This window comes from Rheinheimera sp. MMS21-TC3 (assembly GCF_032229285.1).
Lineage (GTDB): Bacteria > Pseudomonadota > Gammaproteobacteria > Enterobacterales > Alteromonadaceae > Alishewanella.
Map to the genome: position 1 here is coordinate 1,425,673 of NZ_CP135084.1, position 20,440 is coordinate 1,446,112.

General features: G+C 39.8%; 18 protein-coding genes. 12 read left to right on the forward strand and 6 right to left on the reverse strand.

Features of this window, described 5'->3' with window-relative positions:
- The first annotated feature begins 139 nt into the window (after positions 1-139).
- From fadI to RDV63_RS07105, 3 genes are all read left to right on the forward strand, one after another.
- Positions 140-1,450, forward strand: a complete 1,311-nt coding sequence (gene fadI, locus RDV63_RS07095; protein ID WP_313908801.1) for an acetyl-CoA C-acyltransferase FadI — start codon at positions 140-142, stop codon at positions 1,448-1,450.
- The gene (gene fadJ / locus RDV63_RS07100; protein ID WP_313908802.1) at positions 1,450-3,582 is read left to right on the forward strand and encodes a fatty acid oxidation complex subunit alpha FadJ; all 2,133 of its coding nucleotides are present in this window, start codon (positions 1,450-1,452) and stop codon (positions 3,580-3,582) included. Before fadI ends, fadJ begins: the two co-directional genes overlap by 1 nt.
- Before the next feature lie 139 nt (positions 3,583-3,721).
- The gene (locus RDV63_RS07105) at positions 3,722-3,919 is read left to right on the forward strand and encodes a hypothetical protein (RefSeq protein ID WP_313908803.1); all 198 of its coding nucleotides are present in this window, start codon (positions 3,722-3,724) and stop codon (positions 3,917-3,919) included.
- On the opposite strand, the gene RDV63_RS07110 is transcribed toward RDV63_RS07105, so the two are convergent.
- Positions 3,916-4,770, reverse strand: a complete 855-nt coding sequence (locus tag RDV63_RS07110; protein WP_313908804.1) for a LysR family transcriptional regulator — start codon at positions 4,768-4,770, stop codon at positions 3,916-3,918. The genes RDV63_RS07105 and RDV63_RS07110 overlap by 4 nt on opposite strands.
- A 130-nt stretch (positions 4,771-4,900) precedes the next feature.
- On the opposite strand from RDV63_RS07110, the gene maoP reads away from it, so the two are divergent.
- Positions 4,901-5,248: a DUF413 domain-containing protein gene (maoP, locus tag RDV63_RS07115; protein ID WP_313908805.1), complete on the forward strand. Its 348-nt coding sequence runs from the start codon at positions 4,901-4,903 to the stop codon at positions 5,246-5,248.
- 46 nt (positions 5,249-5,294) lie between these two features.
- On the opposite strand, the gene RDV63_RS07120 is transcribed toward maoP, so the two are convergent.
- Together RDV63_RS07120 and RDV63_RS07125 are read right to left on the reverse strand one after the other, a co-directional pair.
- Complete coding sequence (locus RDV63_RS07120; protein WP_313908806.1) at positions 5,295-7,460, reverse strand: putative bifunctional diguanylate cyclase/phosphodiesterase; 2,166 nt, start codon at positions 7,458-7,460, stop codon at positions 5,295-5,297.
- 125 nt (positions 7,461-7,585) lie between these two features.
- Entirely contained in the window at positions 7,586-10,381 is a 2,796-nt protein-coding gene (locus RDV63_RS07125) for an insulinase family protein (protein WP_313908807.1), read from the reverse strand.
- Positions 10,382-10,612: 231 nt separating this feature from the next.
- Between RDV63_RS07125 and sixA the strand changes: the two genes are divergently transcribed.
- A complete protein-coding gene (gene sixA / locus RDV63_RS07130; RefSeq protein ID WP_313908808.1) occupies positions 10,613-11,098 on the forward strand; it encodes a phosphohistidine phosphatase SixA in 486 nt (161 codons plus the stop codon).
- On the opposite strand, the gene smrB is transcribed toward sixA, so the two are convergent.
- Positions 11,095-11,646, reverse strand: coding sequence for an endonuclease SmrB (gene smrB / locus RDV63_RS07135; RefSeq protein WP_313908809.1), 552 nt, complete (start codon positions 11,644-11,646; stop codon positions 11,095-11,097). The two genes, sixA and smrB, sit on opposite strands and share 4 nt — an antisense overlap.
- Positions 11,647-11,698: 52 nt before the next feature.
- Here smrB and prmB point away from each other — a divergent pair, with 52 nt between their 5' ends.
- The 3 genes from prmB (at position 11,699) to RDV63_RS07150 (ending at position 15,066) form a co-directional block, all read left to right on the forward strand.
- Positions 11,699-12,649 carry a 50S ribosomal protein L3 N(5)-glutamine methyltransferase gene (gene prmB / locus RDV63_RS07140; RefSeq protein ID WP_313908810.1) on the forward strand — a complete coding sequence of 317 codons (951 nt, stop codon included), beginning with the start codon at positions 11,699-11,701 and terminating at the stop codon, positions 12,647-12,649.
- Positions 12,650-12,691: 42 nt separating this feature from the next.
- Positions 12,692-13,786 (forward strand): chorismate synthase, encoded by a 1,095-nt coding sequence (gene aroC, locus RDV63_RS07145; RefSeq protein ID WP_313908811.1) that lies wholly within the window; start codon positions 12,692-12,694, stop codon positions 13,784-13,786.
- Positions 13,787-13,896: 110 nt separating this feature from the next.
- Positions 13,897-15,066 (forward strand): MFS transporter, encoded by a 1,170-nt coding sequence (locus RDV63_RS07150; protein WP_313908812.1) that lies wholly within the window; start codon positions 13,897-13,899, stop codon positions 15,064-15,066.
- Here RDV63_RS07150 and RDV63_RS07155 read toward each other — a convergent pair.
- A complete protein-coding gene (locus RDV63_RS07155) occupies positions 15,044-16,432 on the reverse strand; it encodes a coniferyl aldehyde dehydrogenase (protein ID WP_313908813.1) in 1,389 nt (462 codons plus the stop codon). The genes RDV63_RS07150 and RDV63_RS07155 overlap by 23 nt on opposite strands.
- Before the next feature lie 185 nt (positions 16,433-16,617).
- On the opposite strand from RDV63_RS07155, the gene RDV63_RS07160 reads away from it, so the two are divergent.
- The 3 genes from RDV63_RS07160 (at position 16,618) to RDV63_RS07170 (ending at position 18,778) form a co-directional block, all read left to right on the forward strand.
- Positions 16,618-17,748 (forward strand): ATP-NAD kinase family protein, encoded by a 1,131-nt coding sequence (locus RDV63_RS07160; RefSeq protein ID WP_313908814.1) that lies wholly within the window; start codon positions 16,618-16,620, stop codon positions 17,746-17,748.
- A 1-nt stretch (position 17,749) separates the two neighbouring features.
- Positions 17,750-18,061: a YfcL family protein gene (locus RDV63_RS07165; RefSeq protein ID WP_313908815.1), complete on the forward strand. Its 312-nt coding sequence runs from the start codon at positions 17,750-17,752 to the stop codon at positions 18,059-18,061.
- A gap of 93 nt (positions 18,062-18,154) precedes the next feature.
- Positions 18,155-18,778, forward strand: coding sequence for an FKBP-type peptidyl-prolyl cis-trans isomerase (locus tag RDV63_RS07170; RefSeq protein WP_313908816.1), 624 nt, complete (start codon positions 18,155-18,157; stop codon positions 18,776-18,778).
- A gap of 79 nt (positions 18,779-18,857) precedes the next feature.
- Here RDV63_RS07170 and RDV63_RS07175 read toward each other — a convergent pair whose 3' ends face one another.
- Entirely contained in the window at positions 18,858-19,394 is a 537-nt protein-coding gene (locus RDV63_RS07175) for a disulfide bond formation protein B (protein ID WP_313908817.1), read from the reverse strand.
- A 170-nt stretch (positions 19,395-19,564) separates the two neighbouring features.
- Between RDV63_RS07175 and fadR the strand changes: the two genes are divergently transcribed.
- Positions 19,565-20,281: a fatty acid metabolism transcriptional regulator FadR gene (gene fadR, locus RDV63_RS07180; protein WP_313908818.1), complete on the forward strand. Its 717-nt coding sequence runs from the start codon at positions 19,565-19,567 to the stop codon at positions 20,279-20,281.
- Positions 20,282-20,440: the final 159 nt, after the last annotated feature.

Genomic DNA, 20,440 nt, shown 5'->3' on the forward strand with positions numbered 1-20,440 from the left:
AATTTCAAGCTAGGCTATGACGTTATATCTTATATAAGGTTCAATTTGTATTAAAACAAGTGTTTTAATTTTCAGCAACTGTGGTTACAATCGATAATAGAATACAGGTCAGACCTGTTAATTTAGATTGAGGAACACGATGAAGAAGCCAATACAATTAACAACTCGCGGTGGTGATAGAATAGCTATTGTTGCAGGTTTACGCACACCCTTTGCTAAACAAGCGACTGAGTTTCATGGGGTTTCAGCGTTAGATTTAGGCAAAATGGTGGTTAATGAGTTACTTATTCGTACTGAAATTGACCCTAAATTAATTGAACAGGTTGTCTATGGCCAAGTAGTGCAAATGCCTGAAGCACCTAACATTGCTCGGGAAATTGTATTGGGCACCAATATGAGCATACATACTGATGCGTTTAGTGTTAGCCGTGCTTGTGCAACTAGCTTTCAATCAGTAGCAAATGTATTAGAAAACATGATGGCAGGCACATCAGAAATTGCTATTGCCGGTGGCGCAGATTCTAGCTCAGTGTTACCTATTGGTGTCAGTAAAGCCTTAGCGCGTGCCCTTGTTGATTTAAACAAGGCTCGTACCTTGAGTCAGCGTATCGCTATCTTTCGTCGCTTAAAATTAAAAGATTTATTACCTGTACCGCCAGCCGTTGCCGAATACAGTACCGGTTTATCTATGGGCGATACTGCCGAGCAAATGGCGAAAAGCCATAATATTAGTCGTCAAGAGCAAGATGCTTTAGCGCATCGCTCACACACTTTAGCAACGGCGGCGTGGCAAAGTGGTGTTATGCAACAAGAGGTGATGGCCGCTTATCCAGAGCCGTATTCGCGCTTCTTGGAGATGGATAATAATATTCGTCAAGACTCTAAATTAGAGTCTTACGCTAAATTAAAGCCAGCCTTTGATCGTGCGCATGGCACTGTTACTGCGGCAAATAGTACTCCATTAACAGATGGGGCTTCAGCCGTATTAATGATGACAGAAAGTAGAGCTAAAGCCTTAGGTTATAAGCCATTAGGCTATATTCGTAGTTATGCTTTTGCTGCGATTGACGTTAAACAAGATATGTTAATGAGCCCATCTTATGCGACACCGCTAGCTTTAGATCGCGCAGGTATGACCTTAGCCGACTTAACCTTAATTGAAATGCATGAAGCTTTTGCTGCGCAAACCTTAGCTAACGTAAAAATGTTTGCTAGTAAGAAATTTGCCGCTGAAAAACTCGGCCGCAGTGAAGCCATTGGTGAAATAGATATGGATAAGTTTAATGTTAATGGCGGCTCTTTAGCTTATGGCCATCCGTTTGCTGCCACAGGTACCCGCTTAATTGTGCAAACATTAAATGAATTAAATCGTCGCGGTGGTGGTGTAGGCTTAACAACAGCTTGTGCTGCAGGTGGACTTGGAGCGGCTATGATAGTGGAGACAGAATAATGACATCAAGCAATAGTTTTAGTTTAGCGGTTCGTGATGACCAAATAGGTGTAATTACCATGGACATCGTTGGCGAATCTATGAACGTGTTAAAAGCCTCATTCGCAGATGAAATTACCGCTTTATTATCAGAGATTAAAGCCAATAAGCAATTAAAAGGTTTAGTATTTATTAGTGGTAAGCCTAGCTCATTTATCGCAGGTGCTGATATTTCAATGTTAGATAACTGCGAAACAGCCACAGAAGCACAAACCATTGCAACTATGGGCCAAGATATGTTTAATCAACTTGAACAGCTCAGTATTCCTTTAGTTGCGGCGATTAATGGCCCTTGTTTAGGCGGCGGTTTAGAGCTTGCTATGGCCTGTCATGCTCGTGTGGCAACAACTAACCCTAAAACGGTACTTGGCTTACCTGAAGTGCAATTAGGTTTATTACCCGGCAGTGGCGGCACTCAGCGTTTACCTAAGCTGGTTGGTTTGCAAAAAGCTTTAGATATGATGTTAACCGGAAAGCAACTTCGTGCTGCCCAAGCTAAGAAATATGGCTTAGTTGATGATGTGGTTCCTGAGTCTATTTTACTAGAAGCTGCAGTGAAGCTGGCTTTAAAAGGTAAGCCACAGCGTGCTGATCGTAAACTGGGATTAATGGATAAGTTTTTAGAGCAAACTAGCGTTGGTCGCAATATTGTATTTAACCAAGCACGTAAACAAACGCTAAGTAAAACACAGGGTAATTATCCTGCGCCTATTAAAATTTTAGAGGTTATTCAAACTGGGATAGAGCAAGGCCGTCTGGCTGGTTTAGCCGCAGAAGCCGAAGCTTTTGGCCAGTTATGTATGACTAAAGAATCTGCTGCTTTACGTAGTATTTTCTTTGCAACAACTGAAATGAAAAAAGAAACCGGTGCCGGTGATATTAAGCCGCAACAAATTCATAAAGCAGGCGTTTTAGGCGGCGGTTTAATGGGTGGGGGCATTGCTAATGTAACGGCAACCAAAGCGGGTATTCCTGTTAGATTAAAAGATATCAACCCGCAAGGCATAGCCAACGCTTTACAGTACAGTTATTCACTACTAAAGAAAAAGCGTGATCGTCGTTTTATTAGCCAAGCCGACCTGCAAAAGCAGATGATGCTAATTAGCGGTACAACCGATTATACCGGTTTTCATGATGTTGATGTTGTAGTTGAAGCGGTATTTGAAGATTTAAGCTTAAAGCAGAAAATGGTTGCTGAGATTGAAGAGCATACTCATGACAAGACTATTTTTGCCAGCAATACAAGTTCTTTACCTATAAGTCAGATAGCAGAGAACGCTAAACGCCCTGAAAATGTTATTGGCCTACATTACTTCTCTCCGGTTGATAAAATGCCACTGGTTGAGGTAATAGCCCATGACAAAACATCGCCTGAAACTATTGCAACTACCGTTGCTTTTGCTAAAAAACAAGGCAAAACACCTATAGTTGTTAAAGATGGTGCGGGTTTTTATGTGAACCGTATTTTAGCTTTATATATGAATGAAGCGGCCAATATTTTACTTGAAGGCGAATCAATAGAAAGCATTGATACATCTTTAGTTAAATTTGGTTTCCCGGTTGGCCCTATTGCGTTATTAGATGAAGTAGGCATTGATGTAGGGGCTAAGATCTCACCTATTTTAAGTGACGCTTTAGGTGAGCGTTTTGTTGCTCCTGCGGCCTTTGACAAGCTGTTAGCGGATGATCGCAAAGGTAAAAAGAATGACAAAGGCTTTTATTTATATAATGGCAAAAATAAGAAAGCGAAAAAGCAAGTAGATAGCACGGTTTATAATTTACTTGCTGTTACGCCAGTATCACGCTTAAGCCAAGAAGATATAAGCAGTCGCTGTGTGGTGCAAATGTTAAATGAAGCGGTTCGCTGCTTAGACGAAGGCGTTATTAGTAGTGCAAGAGATGGTGATATTGGTGCGATATTTGGTATTGGTTTCCCGCCATTCTTAGGTGGCCCATTCCGTTATATCGATAGTATAGGTGTGACAACCTTAATTGCTCAGTTGCGCAGCTTAGAAAGCCGCTTTGGCGCTCGCTTTACGCCAGCACCGCTACTGTTAAAAATGGCTGAGCAGCAAGAAAAATTTTATCAATAGTTAATAAAGCTTAAGCAAAAAGGCATGTTGTAAAACATGCCTTTTTTAATTAAAAAATAAAATAGAACCAACAAAAATGTAACAGTACTGATGCTAGTGGTGGTGTATACTTTACCTAGTTAATAAGTGGAGTAGTTAAGTGTTATTATTACCTGTTATTTGGCTGTGTACTGCAGTAGGAATCTATATTGCAGCTATGCGTAGTGGTATGGCTGCTTTTCGCTGGGCTTTAGCTGCTATCTGCTTAGGACCGTTATTGATACCTTTATTTAATAGTCATAAGCGTCTGAATATCTTACGAGTAAGAGGTGATTTGTCTGCCTGTTATAAAGCTTAGTCTTTAAGTAATAAAGTCTGGGCTAGTTGACTCGTTATCACCTCTATCTGTTTTAAATTAGCAGTGCTGGCTAAAAATGCTGCATATATTCCCTTGGTAATGGTTGGGACTTCTGGGACTAAATATAAACGCTGCTGGTTGAGTTGCTGCTGTATCATTGCTTTAGGTAAATAAGCACTACCACCACTATAGAGCATCATTTCTAACGCTATTTTGGCATTGCCGACTTGATGCTTGGCGCTTGGCTTCTCAGGGAAAAGACGATTAAACTGGCTATTAAAGCTGCTACCCCAACTAATACTAATATAATCTTGCTGCCAATTGGTTAAACTTGCTGAACTAGAACTACTGACAGCAACTAAACTAATATCACCTAACTTTTCAATTTGCATATCATCTGCTTTAGGTGCGTCAAACAATACAGCCAAATCTAAGCTTCTCTCTTGTACTTGCCGTACTATTTGTTCACGGCTTAATAAATCTGCCCGCCAACACATATTAGGCAGCAAGTGCTGACTGCGAACGAAGCTGTGTAGCAAAAATGCATCCCAAATATTCGCTGTACCAGCTATAGAGAAGGGCTGGGTTAATTCTGCACTAATAGCCACATCTTGCTTAGCCCGCTGCAAAGCGCTTAACATAGATTCTGCATGAGGTAATAAGCGTTCACCTGCTACGGTTAATTGTATATTGTTACGATGGCGGCTAAATAGCATTACGCCTAAATATTGCTCTAATTGGCGGATCCTAAAACTGACTGCAGACTGGGTTAAATATAAGTTTTCTGCAGCTTGACCAAAGTGGCGAGTGCGCTGAACTTCTATAAAGGTTTTGAGTAGCTCTGTGTCCAAAATTGCCTCTTTGAATTATTTATGGTGTCGATAAAAAGTTTTTGTTTTACGATAAGTTTATTGTTAACCATACTCCGCACAGTTTCAACTGGTTAGAACTAAGTTCTAACAACATTAGAGGAAAAAAGTGATGCAACAAAGTTTTGTCAGTCACCGTCGCTTTTTCGATGACCGTAATTTCCCTAAAGGGTTTACTCGGTCTGGGCGTTTTACACTAAATGAGGGTAATGTGCTCGAGAAGCATGGCTTAGCAATGTTCGAGCTGGAGCAAGGAACAAGAGCGCCAGCAAATGATGAAGAGCAGAGGTTTATAGCTGTTTGCAAAGGCGAAGAGCCAGCTACGACCATATATGAAAAAACCTGGCTGAAGTACAAAAATCGTTTAGCTGAAAAGCGCAAGTTTCATACTGTATTTGGCAAAAAGAAACTTGCTGATGGCAGTGATGATTTTTCTTATGTAGAAACCGATCTGGATTAACATGAACAGCGCCTAAATGGCGCTGTTTTTTTAGATAGGACAAACCTCAAGACTTAGATGAACTGTTGCTCATGGCTAATGCTAGCCGCTCTTGCTTTATATCTTGTAGTAACAGTTTAAACTCATTGCCACTAATTGGCTTACTATAATAATAACCTTGAATAATCTCACAGCGTAATTTATGTAGCTGTTCTACTTGCTCTGCTTGCTCAACACCTTCTGCAACAACAGTTAAATTAAGGTTATGAGCAATAGTAACAATAGTGTCTACCATATTACGGCCACGAGCTGTATTCAAATCATCGATAAAAACTTTATCTATTTTTAAGGTATTAAGTGGGAACTGCTTTAAATAAGCTAATGAAGAATATCCGGTACCAAAATCATCCATAGCTAAATGCATACCACGAGCTCGGAGCTTTTTCATAGTTTCAATAGCTAGAGTAGGAGATTGCATAACAGTTCCTTCGGTAATCTCTAGCTCAAGATGAAACGAAGCAAGTCCAGTTTCTGCTAAGATCTGGTCAATTTGCTCACATAAATAAGGTAAAGAGAATTGGCGCGAGGATAAGTTAACAGCAACTTTACCACTAAATAAACCTTGATCTATCCAGCTTTTTACGTCTTGGCAGGCTTTACGTAGTATGACTTCACCAATCTCAACAATTTGGCCAGTTTCTTCTGCGATTGGGATAAAGTTAGCAGGGCTAATTAAGCCACCTTTAGGCGTGTTAAAACGAGCCAAAGCTTCCATACCTGCTAACTCGCCAGTAGTAATATTCAGTTTAGGTTGATAATAAACACAAAAGTAATCTTCTTTTAAGCCATGCCGGATTAGGTTTTCAATTTGTAAGCGTTTAACTGCTAATTGATTCATTGAGTCATTAAAGAATAAATAGCGGTTGGCACCTTGGCTTTTTGCGTTGTACATAGCAGTATCAGCATTACGTAATAATACTTGAGCATCCTTGCCATGTTTAGGATAAGTGACGATACCTATGCTACAGCTAATAGCTAACTCATGCTTATTAACAAAAAATGGCTGGTTAATTAAAACTAATAAATCTTTTGCTATCGACTCTACAGATGCAGTGCTTTTGGGTTGTTGAATTAAAATGGCAAATTCATCGCCGCCTAATCGATATAAAGCGTCTTTATAGGGAGCTATTTGACTTAAGCGGGCGGTAATTTTGCATAATAAGTTATCACCTAACTCATGACCTAAAGAGTCATTTATTTTTTTAAAGTTATCTAAATCAAAGGCTAATATTGCATACTCAGTGTCTCTGGTCACAATGGCTGATAATTGCTGTATAAACACACTGCGATTAGGTAAGCCGGTTAAGGTATCTTTATTAACTAAGTTGTTAAGCTCTACTTCACGTCTTTTACGTTCAGTAATATCAGATAATACAGCTACAAATTGGCTGGTCTGTTGTTGTTCATCTTTAACTGCATCGAAAGTGAGTTTGGCATAATAGATCTCACCATTAGGCCGTTGCTCACGGATCTCTCCGCTCCAATGATCGTTTTGGCTTAACTTGGTGCGGATGTCCGCCATAAAATCACTAGAATGTAAGCTTAATTGAAATTGTTTATTTATGACTCTTTTTTGGGATAGCCCCGTGATCTTTTTAAAAGCAGGATTAACATCTAAGATAGTAAAGTTGTGATCGCAAACCATTACAGCATCAGAAATTGTTTCTAAACACCGAACTAATAATTGCATTTGCTCTTCGGCTTGTATTAAATGCTGAATATTTCTTAGGGTGCCGGTGACTCGAGTCGCATTACCCTCAGCATCAAAAGTTACCGCTTTGCCGCGATCTAGTACCCAAGTCCAGTTATTGTTGCTGCTTTTAATACGATATGTTGCTTCGAAGTACTCAGTTTCTCCTGCTAGGTGCTGTTGTAGTAAAGTTTGTACCCGAGACAGATCATTAGGGTGAATTTGTTGCTTGTTAGGAGGAAAGTCGGCGGCATTAGTGCTTTCTTCAACCGGAACCTTCCATGAGCTTGAGCGATATAGTTGTGCTTGGTCAATTCTCCAGTCCCATAATTCATCACCGCTACCCCAAAGAGATAAACGCAGTTGCTCTTCACTTTGCATAAGCTTAACTTGCGAGCGTCTAGCCTTAATAACACTATAAAGAGCTAAAAGAGAGGTTAAAACGGCAACTGTTAGGGCTGTTGTTGATATATATAATTGCACACCGTCTCCATTAACAGCATATAAGTGACACGGCCAAAACAGCAAAAATAAGCTAGATACTGGTCAAGTTTTAAGCTTTGTTATCTAAAAGTGAGTGTTACTAACTGTGCTTTAATAAGCCTACGTTAGCTAAGTTTTTTTAAACTGTCAAAAGCAATTTTTGTTTGTTGTAATAGCTGTTTTAATTCTGAGCTATTACTGGTTTTAATGTGTGCTAATGCAGGCTTAGGGTCTGTAGCTAAGAATATAACATCATATTCCGCTAATAACAGTTGCTGTAAAAAAGCAATAAATTGCTCTAAAGATAACTGAGTTAAAGCTTGAAGTATATTTTCGGTTAAGCTGAAGGAGTAATCTTGTTGACCTAGCGCTAGCCAAAAGCGCTTAGCTCTTGCGCCTAAACTACCGTCAGTTTGGCTTAATTGAGTTTGTAAGCCTTGTTTCATTACAACAAAGTCACTGGCCGATAAATTTTCAGTTTCCTTTAAGAATGAACGAAAAAAAGCGACAGTTGCTTGATATAGTTGATGGCAGTTTGCTGTGGGAGATTGCACATAAAAAACAATGCCAGGCAAAGTGTTTATTGGTGCATAACCAGTACCAACTAAGTAGCCTAGTTGCTGCTCAGTGCGTAACTGATGAAAGTACTCTGCTGATAACACATGGTTAGCTAACATAAATAATGCCATAGTGACGGCTGTTGTTTCTTGTGCGGGTAAGTAAATAACTAGCGCATGATCGTCATGTTCTGTTTCTATTTGTAGCCAAACAGGACCTTGGCCCTGAATTTTATAGACAGGGTTTGCGACAGTTGGAGCAGCATTAGCAAACTTATGTTGCCAATGTTGAAGGTTAGCGGTTAATTTACTTGCCTCTGTGGGGAGCCAATTACCAATCATTAAACTTTCTATATGTACTTTTTCAAACAACGACTTATGAAACTGCATAAACTCATTAAAACTTAAAGTATCTAGTGCCTGAGCAAGCTCAATTATTTCTGGATTTGATGGCTGTAAAATAGCAGACAATTGGCCAAATAGCTTAGGTACAGGTTTGCTTTTACTACTATTTTTCCAGTGCCTGATAAGCTGCCGTTTAATTTCTAAAAACCTAGGCGGGCTAAACTGCTGTTCTGGCATCTTCTCAAGTAAGTTTGTTAACAATAACAACTGATTGGCAGCCAAACCGCTGGTATGAATGCTAATACCTTGCCGATGGACATGGACATTATAAACTAAGTCGATAGCAGTAGCAGGATAAAACTCTTGGTTTATATTATCTTGAAATAATTCCACCCATAATCGTATTGCAGCAAGATGGCTATTGCTTTTTTGGCTATTAGCTAGGCTTAACTGAACAAAAATATGGCCTTTAGGACTATTAAACTCAGTGTCTGCTTTATACCAAATGGATAAAAATTCTGTATCTAGCAGCTGTTTAGGTATTGCCATATGGGCACTTTTATCTAAGAGGCTAAGGTTGTCAGTTAGGTAAGGGTTAGGCTTAGGTAAATGTAGTTCAGCAAGCAGGGGGGCTTGATTGAGTTGTTGCAATAATTCAGTAGCTATAGGCTCTGTGCTGTAAGGAGTATGATACCACTGAGCTTGTTTATCGACAGCTACCTTAGAAGCCACTAGCATTAAGCGCATATTAGTACTGCAAAAATATTGTAAAATATGCTGATACAAAGATTCGTTTGGGGCCTCCATCCTGTAATCACCAAAAATAATATCGGTAACGGGATAATGTTGCATATTAATTGATAGATGGCTGGCCGTTTCTAACTCATCGGCGGGCTCTTGATATAAATAGGCCCACTCTAAGAGAATTTGTTTTTCTTGGTATAAATCTATAGGTAAAGGCTTAGATTTAAGCAAAGCCAGATAACTAAATAAGCTGCTAACTATAGCATCACGTTGGCTTAAGCCTTGATCGGTTAGTTCAAAAGCTATGGTAAAATCTTTATAATTGCTGCCATCAATACCGCCACCGGCACTAAGTTGATTTACCCAAGCACGCTGTTTTAAGTAACTGAGTAAGGAGCCATCGGCTTCATCACCTATTAGATGAGCTAAAAAGCTAATAATTTTATGTTTATACCAAGTCTGGATGTCGGGTAGGGCAAAGCTGACAACAAGTTTTTGGCTATCTTTATGTGGCCTAATATTTAATTGAATACCTTGTTGTTCAGGTAAATAAAGCGGTTCTGTTAGCATAGGCTTAACTGGTTGTTGATTAGCGATTGCCGTAAAATACTTTTCAACATATCGGCGCTGCTCATCAAGAGGTAAGGGTGATACTAAAACTAAAGTCATGCGCTTAGCACTATATTGTTGCTGAAAAAAATGCACTACTGCTTGGTGCAGGCTCTCATTAGGCAAGTCTGCTAAGGTTGAGAGATTGCCAACAGAGAACTTTGCAAAAGGGTGGGCGGGGTTAACGGTTTCTTTGTGTACTTGATAAATACGTCGGCTATCATCTTTAAGCTTTAAGCTGAACTCGGCTTCAATAGCGTGCCGTTCTTTTTCAATATGTTCAGGGCTTAATAACGGCTGAGTAAACATATCCGAGAACCGAGCTATTGCTTGAGAAAAATAGTCATTATTTATATCAAAAAAAAAGCTGCTATGCTCAGTACCGGTCCAAGCGTTATGACTTCCACCATGATGACTAATAAACTGCTGATACTCACCGGGCTTAGGGTGATTTTTTGAACCCAAAAACAACATATGCTCCAGAAAGTGGGCTAAACCTTGCCGCTCATTAGGATCGTCAAAGTGACCAACATTTACCGTTAATGCTGCGGCACTTTTTTTTGCATCGGTTTGTTGAATTAACAACACGGCAAGCCCGTTTTCAAGTAGCAAATGCTGATAACTACGCCGATCGTTTACACTTTGCAATAGTTGTTGATTTTTCAAACTTGATCCCTTTGTCTCAACATTGATGTTTGAGCTTGATACTTTGGTAGTAAGATGTTGTCATAGCCATTAGTAATAAAACTTTTAGTTTATATGCATTATTAACAGTTACACTTGGTGCGAGTTTTCTTTATGATAGCGCACAATTTAAACTCAGTAATGTGCCGCTGGCATTTTGTTAACTGCTAATATCTCAAAACAGGGTTTATTAAGTAGTATGGTGTTTTTTTAATGGTAAATCTTGTAATTATGCGACATGGCGAAGCTGCGCCTATAGCGTCTGCTGACAAATTAAGACCCTTAACAACTAAAGGGATAGATGATGTAAAGCAGATGGCAACTTGGTTGTATAAGCAATATGGTAGCTTTGATTATATTTGGGCTAGTCCGTATTTGCGTACTAAGCAAACAGCAGAGTTAATGTTAGCTAAGCAACCTAATTATAGCCAGTTAAATTTAATCTCAGATTTAGTGCCTGAAGCTGATGTAGCTATGCTGCAGTCTTACTTGGATGCTTTTTTAGCGACTAAACCAGACGCTAAAGTATTACTTGTGTCTCATATGCCATTAGTGAGTTTTTTAGTTGCTCAATTTACTGACTATAGCCAAACGCCGGTTTTTAGCCCAGCACAGCTAGCCTGTATCGATTATAAACCACAGCAGCGAGGTCAGTTAGTTAAGTTATTTAATACTGCAGATTTAGCGCTATTAAGTTAAGCTTTTACTTTAAGTAATATTAATAAAGCACCGTGCTTGCCCCAACTTTTAGGTGCAGTGTGAAAAGCTCGTACATTAGGGTGTTGAATTAGCCAGTTTGGCACTTTACGGGCTAAAATACCTAAGCCTTTGCCGTGAATAACACAAGCACAATTAAGATGCTTTTGCTCACAATAAGCCAGTAAGCCAGCAAGTTCATTTTTAGCTTCTGCTGAAGTTAAACCATGTAAATCTAAAATGACTTGAGGTTGAAACTCACCACGTTTTAAGCGGCCACTTAAATATACATCATCGCCAGCTTGGACATAGCTTTGACTGCCATTATGATGGACATAACCTTCATATTGATCAGAAAAGTAAAATAAATCGGTTAAAACGGCTTTAGCAGAGACGTCCGCACGTCTTTTTTGCTTGCTCACAGTAGCAACAGGCGGTATCTTATCTTGTATAATAGGCCTAGCGCCTGCTATGGACTGGCGAAATAGTTGACTATCTTCGGCAGTAACGTCCTGCGATGCTGAGGTTAATTTAGTTTTTTTATTCTGCATCGTGCAAGTCTACTTAATATGAATGATTTTTACAAAAGAGCTTATCTAAACCATGGCTGAATCTAGCGAATTATTTTTAAGCGCTGAGTGTATAGCAGATGCTATCGCTGAGCTAGAAACTGTGCACGATTGGTTACGCTTTGCCGTTAGCCAATTAAATCATGCTGATGTTTATTTAGGCCACGGCACAGATAATCCATGGGATGAAGCAGCAGCTCTATTAAGCTTTGTGTTGCATTTACCCCCTTTAACTAATGATAAACTATTAACCGTTCGTTTAATTAAACAAGAGCGAGCAGCTTTTGTTGATTTATTGCAGCAGCGTATAAGTCAGCGTTTACCAGCAGCTTACTTAACTAATCAAGCTTACTTTGCTGGTTTAGCTTTTTATGTTGATGAACGAGTGTTAATTCCTCGCTCACCTATAGCTGAACTAATAGCTGATAAGTTTTCTGGCCAATTGCAGGGCAAAGCTGTGCACAATATCTTAGATTTGTGTACTGGATCGGGCTGTATTGCTATAGCTTGTGCTTATGCTTTTCCAGAAGCAGAAGTTGATGCCGTAGACATTAGCCCTGATGCTCTAGAAATTGCTCAGTTTAATATTGAGCAGCATAATTTGGAGCATAGAGTCTATCCTATTTTATCTGATGGCTATGATGCTTTAGTTGGTACCAAATATGATTTAATAGTGACCAATCCACCTTATGTTGATGCAGAAGACATGGCCGATTTACCTGCGGAATATCAGCATGAGCCTGAACTAGGTTTAGCTTCTGGAGAAGATGGTTTAGCTTTAACTAGGCGTATTTTAGCTCAAGCTGTTGCCTACCTAAATGACGGTGGTGTTTTAGTTTGTGAAGTGGGCAATAGCATGGTGCAATTACAACAACAACTGCCAGAAGTACAATTTGACTGGTTAGAGTTTAAACATGGTGGTATTGGTGTCTTTGCTATTACCAAAGCGGAACTACAGCGCTGTTTGCATTATTTTGAACAGTAAGCAATTTAAACGAAATGTCAGTTAATCAGTTAAGGAGTAACAATGGCCGGCAATAGTATAGGGCAATTATTTAAAGTCACTACTTTTGGTGAAAGCCACGGCCCTGCTATAGGTGGCATTGTTGATGGTTGCCCACCGGGTATGACCTTAACGGCTGAAGACTTACAACTAGATTTAGATCGGCGTAAACCTGGCACCTCGCGCTATACAACTGCTAGGCGTGAAGCCGATACTGTAAAAATATTATCGGGTGTGTTTGAGGATACTACAACAGGCACCAGTATAGGCTTGTTGATTGAAAATACAGATCAACGTTCACAAGATTACTCAAACATAAAAGATGTGTTTCGCCCAGGCCATGCTGATTATACCTATTGGCATAAGTATGGCATTCGTGATTATAGAGGCGGTGGTCGAGCATCTGCTCGTGAAACTGCTGTTAGAGTAGCAGCTGGCGCTATTGCTAAAAAGTATCTATTTGAGCAATGTGGTGTGCAAATACGGGGCTATTTAGCCCAACTTGGCCCAGTTAAAATGGAAAAGCTAGATTGGGATGAAGTGAATAATAACGCTTTTTTTGCCCCTGATGTGGATAAAGTTGCCGAGTTAGATCAATACATGCGTGACTTAAAGAAAGCCGGCGACTCAGTTGGAGCGCGAATTAATGTTGTGGCTTCTAATGTGCCTGTAGGCTGGGGCGAGCCAGTATTTGATCGGCTAGATGCTGATATTGCTCATGCCATTATGAGTATTAACGCCGTTAAAGCCGTTGAAATAGGAGATGGTTTTGCTGTTGTAGAGCAACGAGGCTCTACTCATCGTGATGAATTAAGTCAGCAAGGCTTTAGTGCTAATCATGCTGGTGGCGTATTAGGTGGTATTTCTTCGGGGCAAGATATTACCGTGAGTATGGCACTTAAACCTACTTCAAGTATCAGTATTCCAGGTAATAGTATTAATAGTCAGGGTGATGAAATTGAAATGTTGACTAAAGGTCGACATGATCCTTGTGTTGGTATAAGAGCGGTACCTATAGCTGAAGCTATGCTAGCAATAGTACTAATGGATCATTACCTTCGTCATAGAGCGCAAAATGCTCATGTTCAAGTGGCAACGCCAGATATAGCTCGTAAATAATGTCAATAAGTTAACTTATATTATTGGCAAGCCAAGCGTACAACTCCTAGCTAGTTGTTAGACAAAAGCTATAATTAATAAGCTTCTTTAAAAGTAACTTTAGGTAATTCATGTCTGCTGTTTCAGCTCGGTCAGCGCTAATGCTGGCCTATTTCACCTACTTTGGTGTGCTCGGTGTTTTTGTTCCATATTTTGGCTTGTTTTTAGACGGTCGAGGCCTAGACTCTGCTGAAATTGGCTTATTACTGGCTATTGTAATGGGCAGCAGAATTATTGGTCCTAATATCTGGGCAGCGCTTGCAGAACGCACCGGTAAGCCCTTGGTAATTATGCGCACTGGGGCTTTTTTAGCCATTTTGGGTTGGTGTGGCAGTTTTGCCAATATAGGATTTTGGCCACTATTGATTGGCTTTACATTATTTAGCTTTTTTTGGACGGCAATTTTACCGCAGTTAGAGGTATCAGCTTTTCATTTTTTAAATGATGACACTCAAGCCTATAGTCGAGTGCGCAGTTTTGGCAGTGTCGGTTATATAGTGTTAGTGCTATTTGGTGGCTGGTTATTTGAATTGTTTGGTAGTGAGTTCTTACCGGTTTCAGCTTTAATGTTTTTAATGCTGTTATTGGCTAGTTTATTTTTGTTACCAGCAGTTAGTTTAAATTTGCATACTAAAACGGTTAGTGAACGTTTTTCAGATGTCTTAAAAAACAAATTATTACTGCGCTTTATGTGCGCTGCTTTATTAATCCAAATGAGCTTTGCCCCTTTTTATGGCTTTTTTACCTTATATAGTCGTGATCTTGGTTATAGTGGTACTGAAACAGGTTTATTTATCGGTGTGGCGGTAGTTGCTGAAATAGTTGCTTTTTACTTTGCTGGCAAAATAATGCGTAATCGAAGTTATAAGCTGTTATTGAGTATTTGTTATAGTTTAACGATTTTACGTTGGACCTTAGTGGCGACGGTGGCAGATAACGCTTGGTTATTAGCCTTTAGTATGATGTTACATGCAGGAAGCTTTGCTATAGCGCACTCTTGTGCCATGCAGTTTATTCAGCAGTTTTTTCCTAAACAGTTGCGTAGCAAAGGCCAAGCATTTTATGCCGGTGTTATTTACGGTGGGGGTGGTGCAATTGGCGCTTATATTTCAGGTATATTATGGCAAGATGGCGCAGGGGCAAGTAATACCTTTCTTGCCGCCGCAGCTTTAGCTTTTTTTGCTACTCTAATTGCCATTAGCTTACCTAAGGTGATACCTAGCGCAACAACCATTTCATAATAAGCCGAAATACAGCGCGGTTAAAGGGCGGGTAGACAAAAGTACCGCTGCTAAAACGACCTTTTTTATGAATAGCTTTTTGATGAGAAAAAGTTAAAAAGCCAGCCTCGCCATGATAAGCGCCCATACCGGATGGTCCTATGCCACCAAAGGGCAAGTCATCTTGGCCAACATGCATTAAACTATCGTTAATACAGACACCACCAGCATGAGTTTGCTGTAGAACTTGTTGTTGCAAGGTGCTAGATGGACTAAATAAATATAAGGCAAGCGGTCTTGGTTGTTGGTTAACAAAGCTAATTGCTTGCTCTATATTGTCGTATAACATGATAGGTAAGATAGGGCCAAAAATCTCTTGCTGCCAAAGTGCTGTTTCTAAAGGTGCATTGATTACCAACTGTGGTGCCAACTTACGCTGTGTTGCTTGTTGCCAGTGCTGATCGTCTAAGGCAATAATTTCAGCTTGGGCTTGTTCGGCTTCGGCTAAATAAGTTTGTAACCGTGAATACTGCTGCTCATTAATAATGGCCGAATAATCTTCGCTTTGCACCCCTTTAGGATAAAACTGTACAAAGCAGCGTTTTGCTTGCTGGATAAAGTCGTTTAATTGCTCACGGGGTAATAATAAATAGTCTGGTGCTACACAGGTTTGGCCGGCATTAGCAGTTTTACCAAATAATAGGCGAGGTACAGCTAACGCTAGTTCGGCATCTGTAGTAATAATAGCTGGAGATTTACCACCTAATTCTAAGGTTACCGGCGTTAGGTTTGCTGCGGCAGCTTGCATAACTTTACGGCCAATATTGCCAGAGCCGGTAAATAGCAAGTGATCAAAAGCTAAGCTAGAAAATTCAGCAGCAACTTCGGCATCGCCTTCAATAACAACCACTTGATCTGGTAAATACTCGCTAAGCATAGCTGTAATAACACTGTTAGTAGCTGGAGTATATTCCGACAGCTTTAGCATCACTTTATTTCCAGCTGCTAAGGCTGCCATTAAGGGACCTGTGGTTAAAAAAACAGGATAATTCCATGGCACTATGATGCCAACTACACCTAAGGGTTGCGGCATTAGCTTATTACTGGCAGGTTTATAGCTATAATGCACCTTATGGTTTTTAACTTGCATCCAGCGTTTAATGTTTTTTATTTGATAAGCAATACCACTTAAGGTCGGCATAATCTCAAGCAGCCTGGTTTCATCCATGCTGCGATGACCAAAATCAATGCTAAGGGCATGGCATAGTTTATCATCATAGTGTCGTATAGCTTGCTCTAAGGCTTGTAACCATTGCACGCGTTGTGCAACATCGGGATAGGGACTCTGGCTAAATTGTTGTTTTAGTTTATTAAGTTGTTGTTTCATTATCTTAGTATCCCATTGCTGTTTAATCCTGTTAGCCGACAAAATTACTCTAAAGTAGTCCGATCAGTTATACAAGCAGTGCTGTTAATAAAGATTAACTCAGGCATAGCTGGGAAATTTAGTGTTATGCCTATACAATAACGGCCATTTTTAAGGTCAGTTTTATCTGAATGTTGAGGAAAGATATGGCTATAAAATTTCGTTTAGGCTTAATTATTAATCCTTTAGCTGGCTTAGGGGGCAGTGTGGGCTTAAAAGGCTCTGATGGCCAAGCTGAACAAGCTTTAGCCTTAGGTGCTGTACCACAAGCAATGAATAGAGCCGAAACCACTCTAACTGAACTACTGGCATTAAAATCACAATTTGAAGTTTATACCGTAGCGGGTGATATGGGTGAAAATGTCTGTAAACAGTTGGGTTTATCCTATCAGATTATTTATAAACCCAAGGCCAGTCCTAGTACAGCACAAGATACCGAGCTAGCTGCCCAAGCTTTAGTTGATGCTAAAGTAGATCTTATTTTATTTGCCGGTGGTGATGGTACAGCTAGAAATATTTGTCATGTTGTCGCAGAAAAAACAACAGTATTAGGTATTCCTGCCGGAGTAAAAATTCATTCTGGCGTTTATGCCATATCACCCACAGCAGCAGGTAAATTAGTCGCTAAACTGGTCGCTGGTGAACTAGTCTCGTTAGACAGTGCAGATGTCATGGACATTGATGAGGAAGCTTTTCGCCAAGGAATAGTTAAAGCAAGGCGTTTTGGTGAGATGCGTATACCCGCGCAATTACGTTATGTGCAAAGTGTAAAAGCAGGCGGCCAAGAATCAGATGAATTAGTCTTAGCAGATTTAGCGGCTTATGTTAGCGAGCAAATGGAAGATAACGTGCGCTATGTTATGGGCTCAGGGTCAACAGTGGCTGCTATTATGCAAGAGTTAGGTTTAGATAACACTTTGCTAGGCGTAGATGTAGTCGAAAATGGTCAATTAATAGCTCAAGATGTGACAGCAGATCAGTTGTTTAGTTTAATTGATGGTTATCCTAGTCAATTAATTATTACTTTAATCGGTGGTCAAGGCCATGTTTTTGGCCGAGGCAATCAGCAGTTATCACCTAAAGTAATACGTTGTTTAGGTCGTAGCAATATCCAAGTCATAGCCACTAAAGAAAAACTAGAGCAGTTACAAGGTCGGCCATTATTAGCTGATACGGGAGATACTGCTTTAGATCATGAATTAGCAGGTTTAATTAATATACTCACCGGCTATAACGACTATGTTATGTATCGATTAGGCTGGGAGGAAGAGGAGTAGCATGAATAGTGTCCTAGACAATAGTGTAAGTAGTAGCACCGAAGTGTATATCAATGAGGTGGCCAATTTTTTTGACCAGTTAGTGCCAGTAGCCACTGATGATGAGTTATTTGCATCAGGCTATTTACGAGGGCACTTCGATCTTATTGTAGGCACCTTACAAGTAAGTGGTGCTGCTTTTACTGCCAAAGATGTAATTAACCAAGTAAATACTAGTTTGCAACAGGCAATAAGCCAAGGTGAGTTAGACAAAACAGATCAAGCTAGCGTAGAAAATATTTGGCTGCAAGTTCAGAAGTTAGCAAGCGAATAATCGGCTTAACAAGACATTAGTATTCGTTTGCGCTAGACTGCGTGGCGAAATTAACCTTGGCTTTAATTAGCCAAAATAAATAAAGTGGGACTCATGGCAGATAAATTCACAACCTTAGAACAACATGCAAGTTATGGTATTGGTTTACAAATGGGGCAGCAACTAGCTGATAATCCATTTGACGGTTTAGATATTGAAGCAGTAGCAGCTGGTGTAAAAGCGGCATTTACTGAACAGGATCCTGAAGTAACTGATGAGCAAATTCGTGAAGCATTTGGCGTTATTAGTGAACGTATGCAAGCTCAACAAGCTGAAAAAGCACAATTATTAGCTGAAGCTGGTACAGATTTTTTAGCTGAAAATGCTAAACGTGCTGAAATAACAGTTACTGAGTCAGGTTTGCAATATGAAGTGTTAACTGCTGGTGCCGCAGATGGCGAAAAACCAACAGCGGAATCAACAGTACGTACTCATTATCACGGTACATTAATCGATGGTACTGTCTTTGATAGCTCTTACCAGCGCGGTGAGCCAGCAGAATTTCCGGTGTCTGGTGTTATCGCTGGTTGGACCGAGGCCTTACAATTAATGACACCTGGTACTAAGTTACGTTTATATGTACCGCATGAATTAGCTTATGGTGAGCGCGGCGCAGGTAATGCGATTGCTCCTTTTAGTACTTTAATCTTTGATGTTGAATTATTAGCTATTATCTAAGCTGCTTAGCAATTAGTTATCTCTAGTTAAAAACGCTCTGTAATCACAGAGCGTTTTTATTTTGAGTTGTTCTAAATTCTTACCCTTTATAAGGGTTTGGATTTAATTTAACCCCTTGGCACAGTAAAAAAGCAGTAACAATAATAATATAACCATATAAGGTTATACTGGTCCAAAAGGCCATACTACGATCGAAAAAACGCCAGCTATCATCACCGCAACTAGCTGTTGGCTCAAACACTGCGGGCAACCACTGTTCAAGCGGTAGCCAACTAGGATATTCGGCAAAGAACGAGCAAGTTGAAAAGCCACCAGCAGCGATAATGCGTTCAATTTCTAATAATTCATTTGTTTGTATTAAGCCAAATACAGCTGCTGCTATAACACCCAGTAGAGCAATACAGCGTATAAATGTTATTTTTGCGCCAAAAAAACCAATAACTGCAGCAGCCAACATGCCACTAAAGGCGGCTCGGATATAAACGCATTTAATGCAAGGTTGAATATTCATGCCATGCTGAAAATACAATGCAGTTGCTAGTAACCCGGCAATAGAGACTATTAACAATAACCAGCTTAAGCGTTTACTAGATAATAATTTTACTTTTTTCAACATTAGATAACCTTATTTATAGTACTTCTGCTTGATGCCGGCTAATTTACGGTATTTTTCTCTGTTCTACAATTAGCGTTTAAGCCGTCTATTTTGCTTAGATGCCTTGTTAACTGATTAAGCTCTGGTACAATCAGTAGAATTTAATTCAATAAGTAGACGGATAGATCCGCATGACCAACCTGATAAAAGCGCAAAGCCCAGCCGGTTTCGCAGAAGAATATATTGTCGATTCTATTTGGAATGGCAAGTTTGCACCTGGCTCCATTTTACCCGCAGAGCGCGAACTGTCGGAATTGATTGGTGTCACTCGTACTACTTTACGTGAGGTATTGCAGCGTTTAGCCCGCGACGGCTGGTTAACGATTAAGCATGGCAAACCTACTAAAGTTAATAATTTTTGGGAAACATCAGGCTTAAATATTCTAGAGACTTTAGCTCGTTTAGATGAAGAGCATATGCCAGATTTGGTTGACGAGCTGTTATCTGCGCGAACCAATATCAGTGCAATTTATATTCGTGGCGCTATTAAGAATAATGCCCAGCGAGTTATAGAAGTGTTTGCTGGCGCAGAGTTGCTTGATGATACGGCTGAAGCTTATGCCGAGTTTGATTACAACTTAAATCATGAATTAGCATTACATTCTGCTAACCGTATTTATGTCTTAATTTTAAATGGTTTTCGTGGCTTGTATAATAAAATAGCGCGCTTTTACTTTTCTCATCCTAAAGCGCGTGAAGTTGCTCGTAATTATTATAATCAAATTAAGCTACATGCTGAAAATGGCAAGTTTGATGAAGTAGTATTTGCTGTGCGTAAATATGGCCGTGAAAGCGGTTTAGTGTGGGCTGAACTGCGGCCAGAAATTCCTAAAGATTTAATTGAGTAATAAGTATGTAACTTATATTTTAATAAACCGCCGTAAGGCGGTTTATTGTTTATAATGCCACTATACTTTAATAGTTTTACTATCAGCTTAAAACAAATTAGATCCTACCTTGAGCTAGTACACCAAGGCGGTTATGATATTGCGCTATATATTATGCTA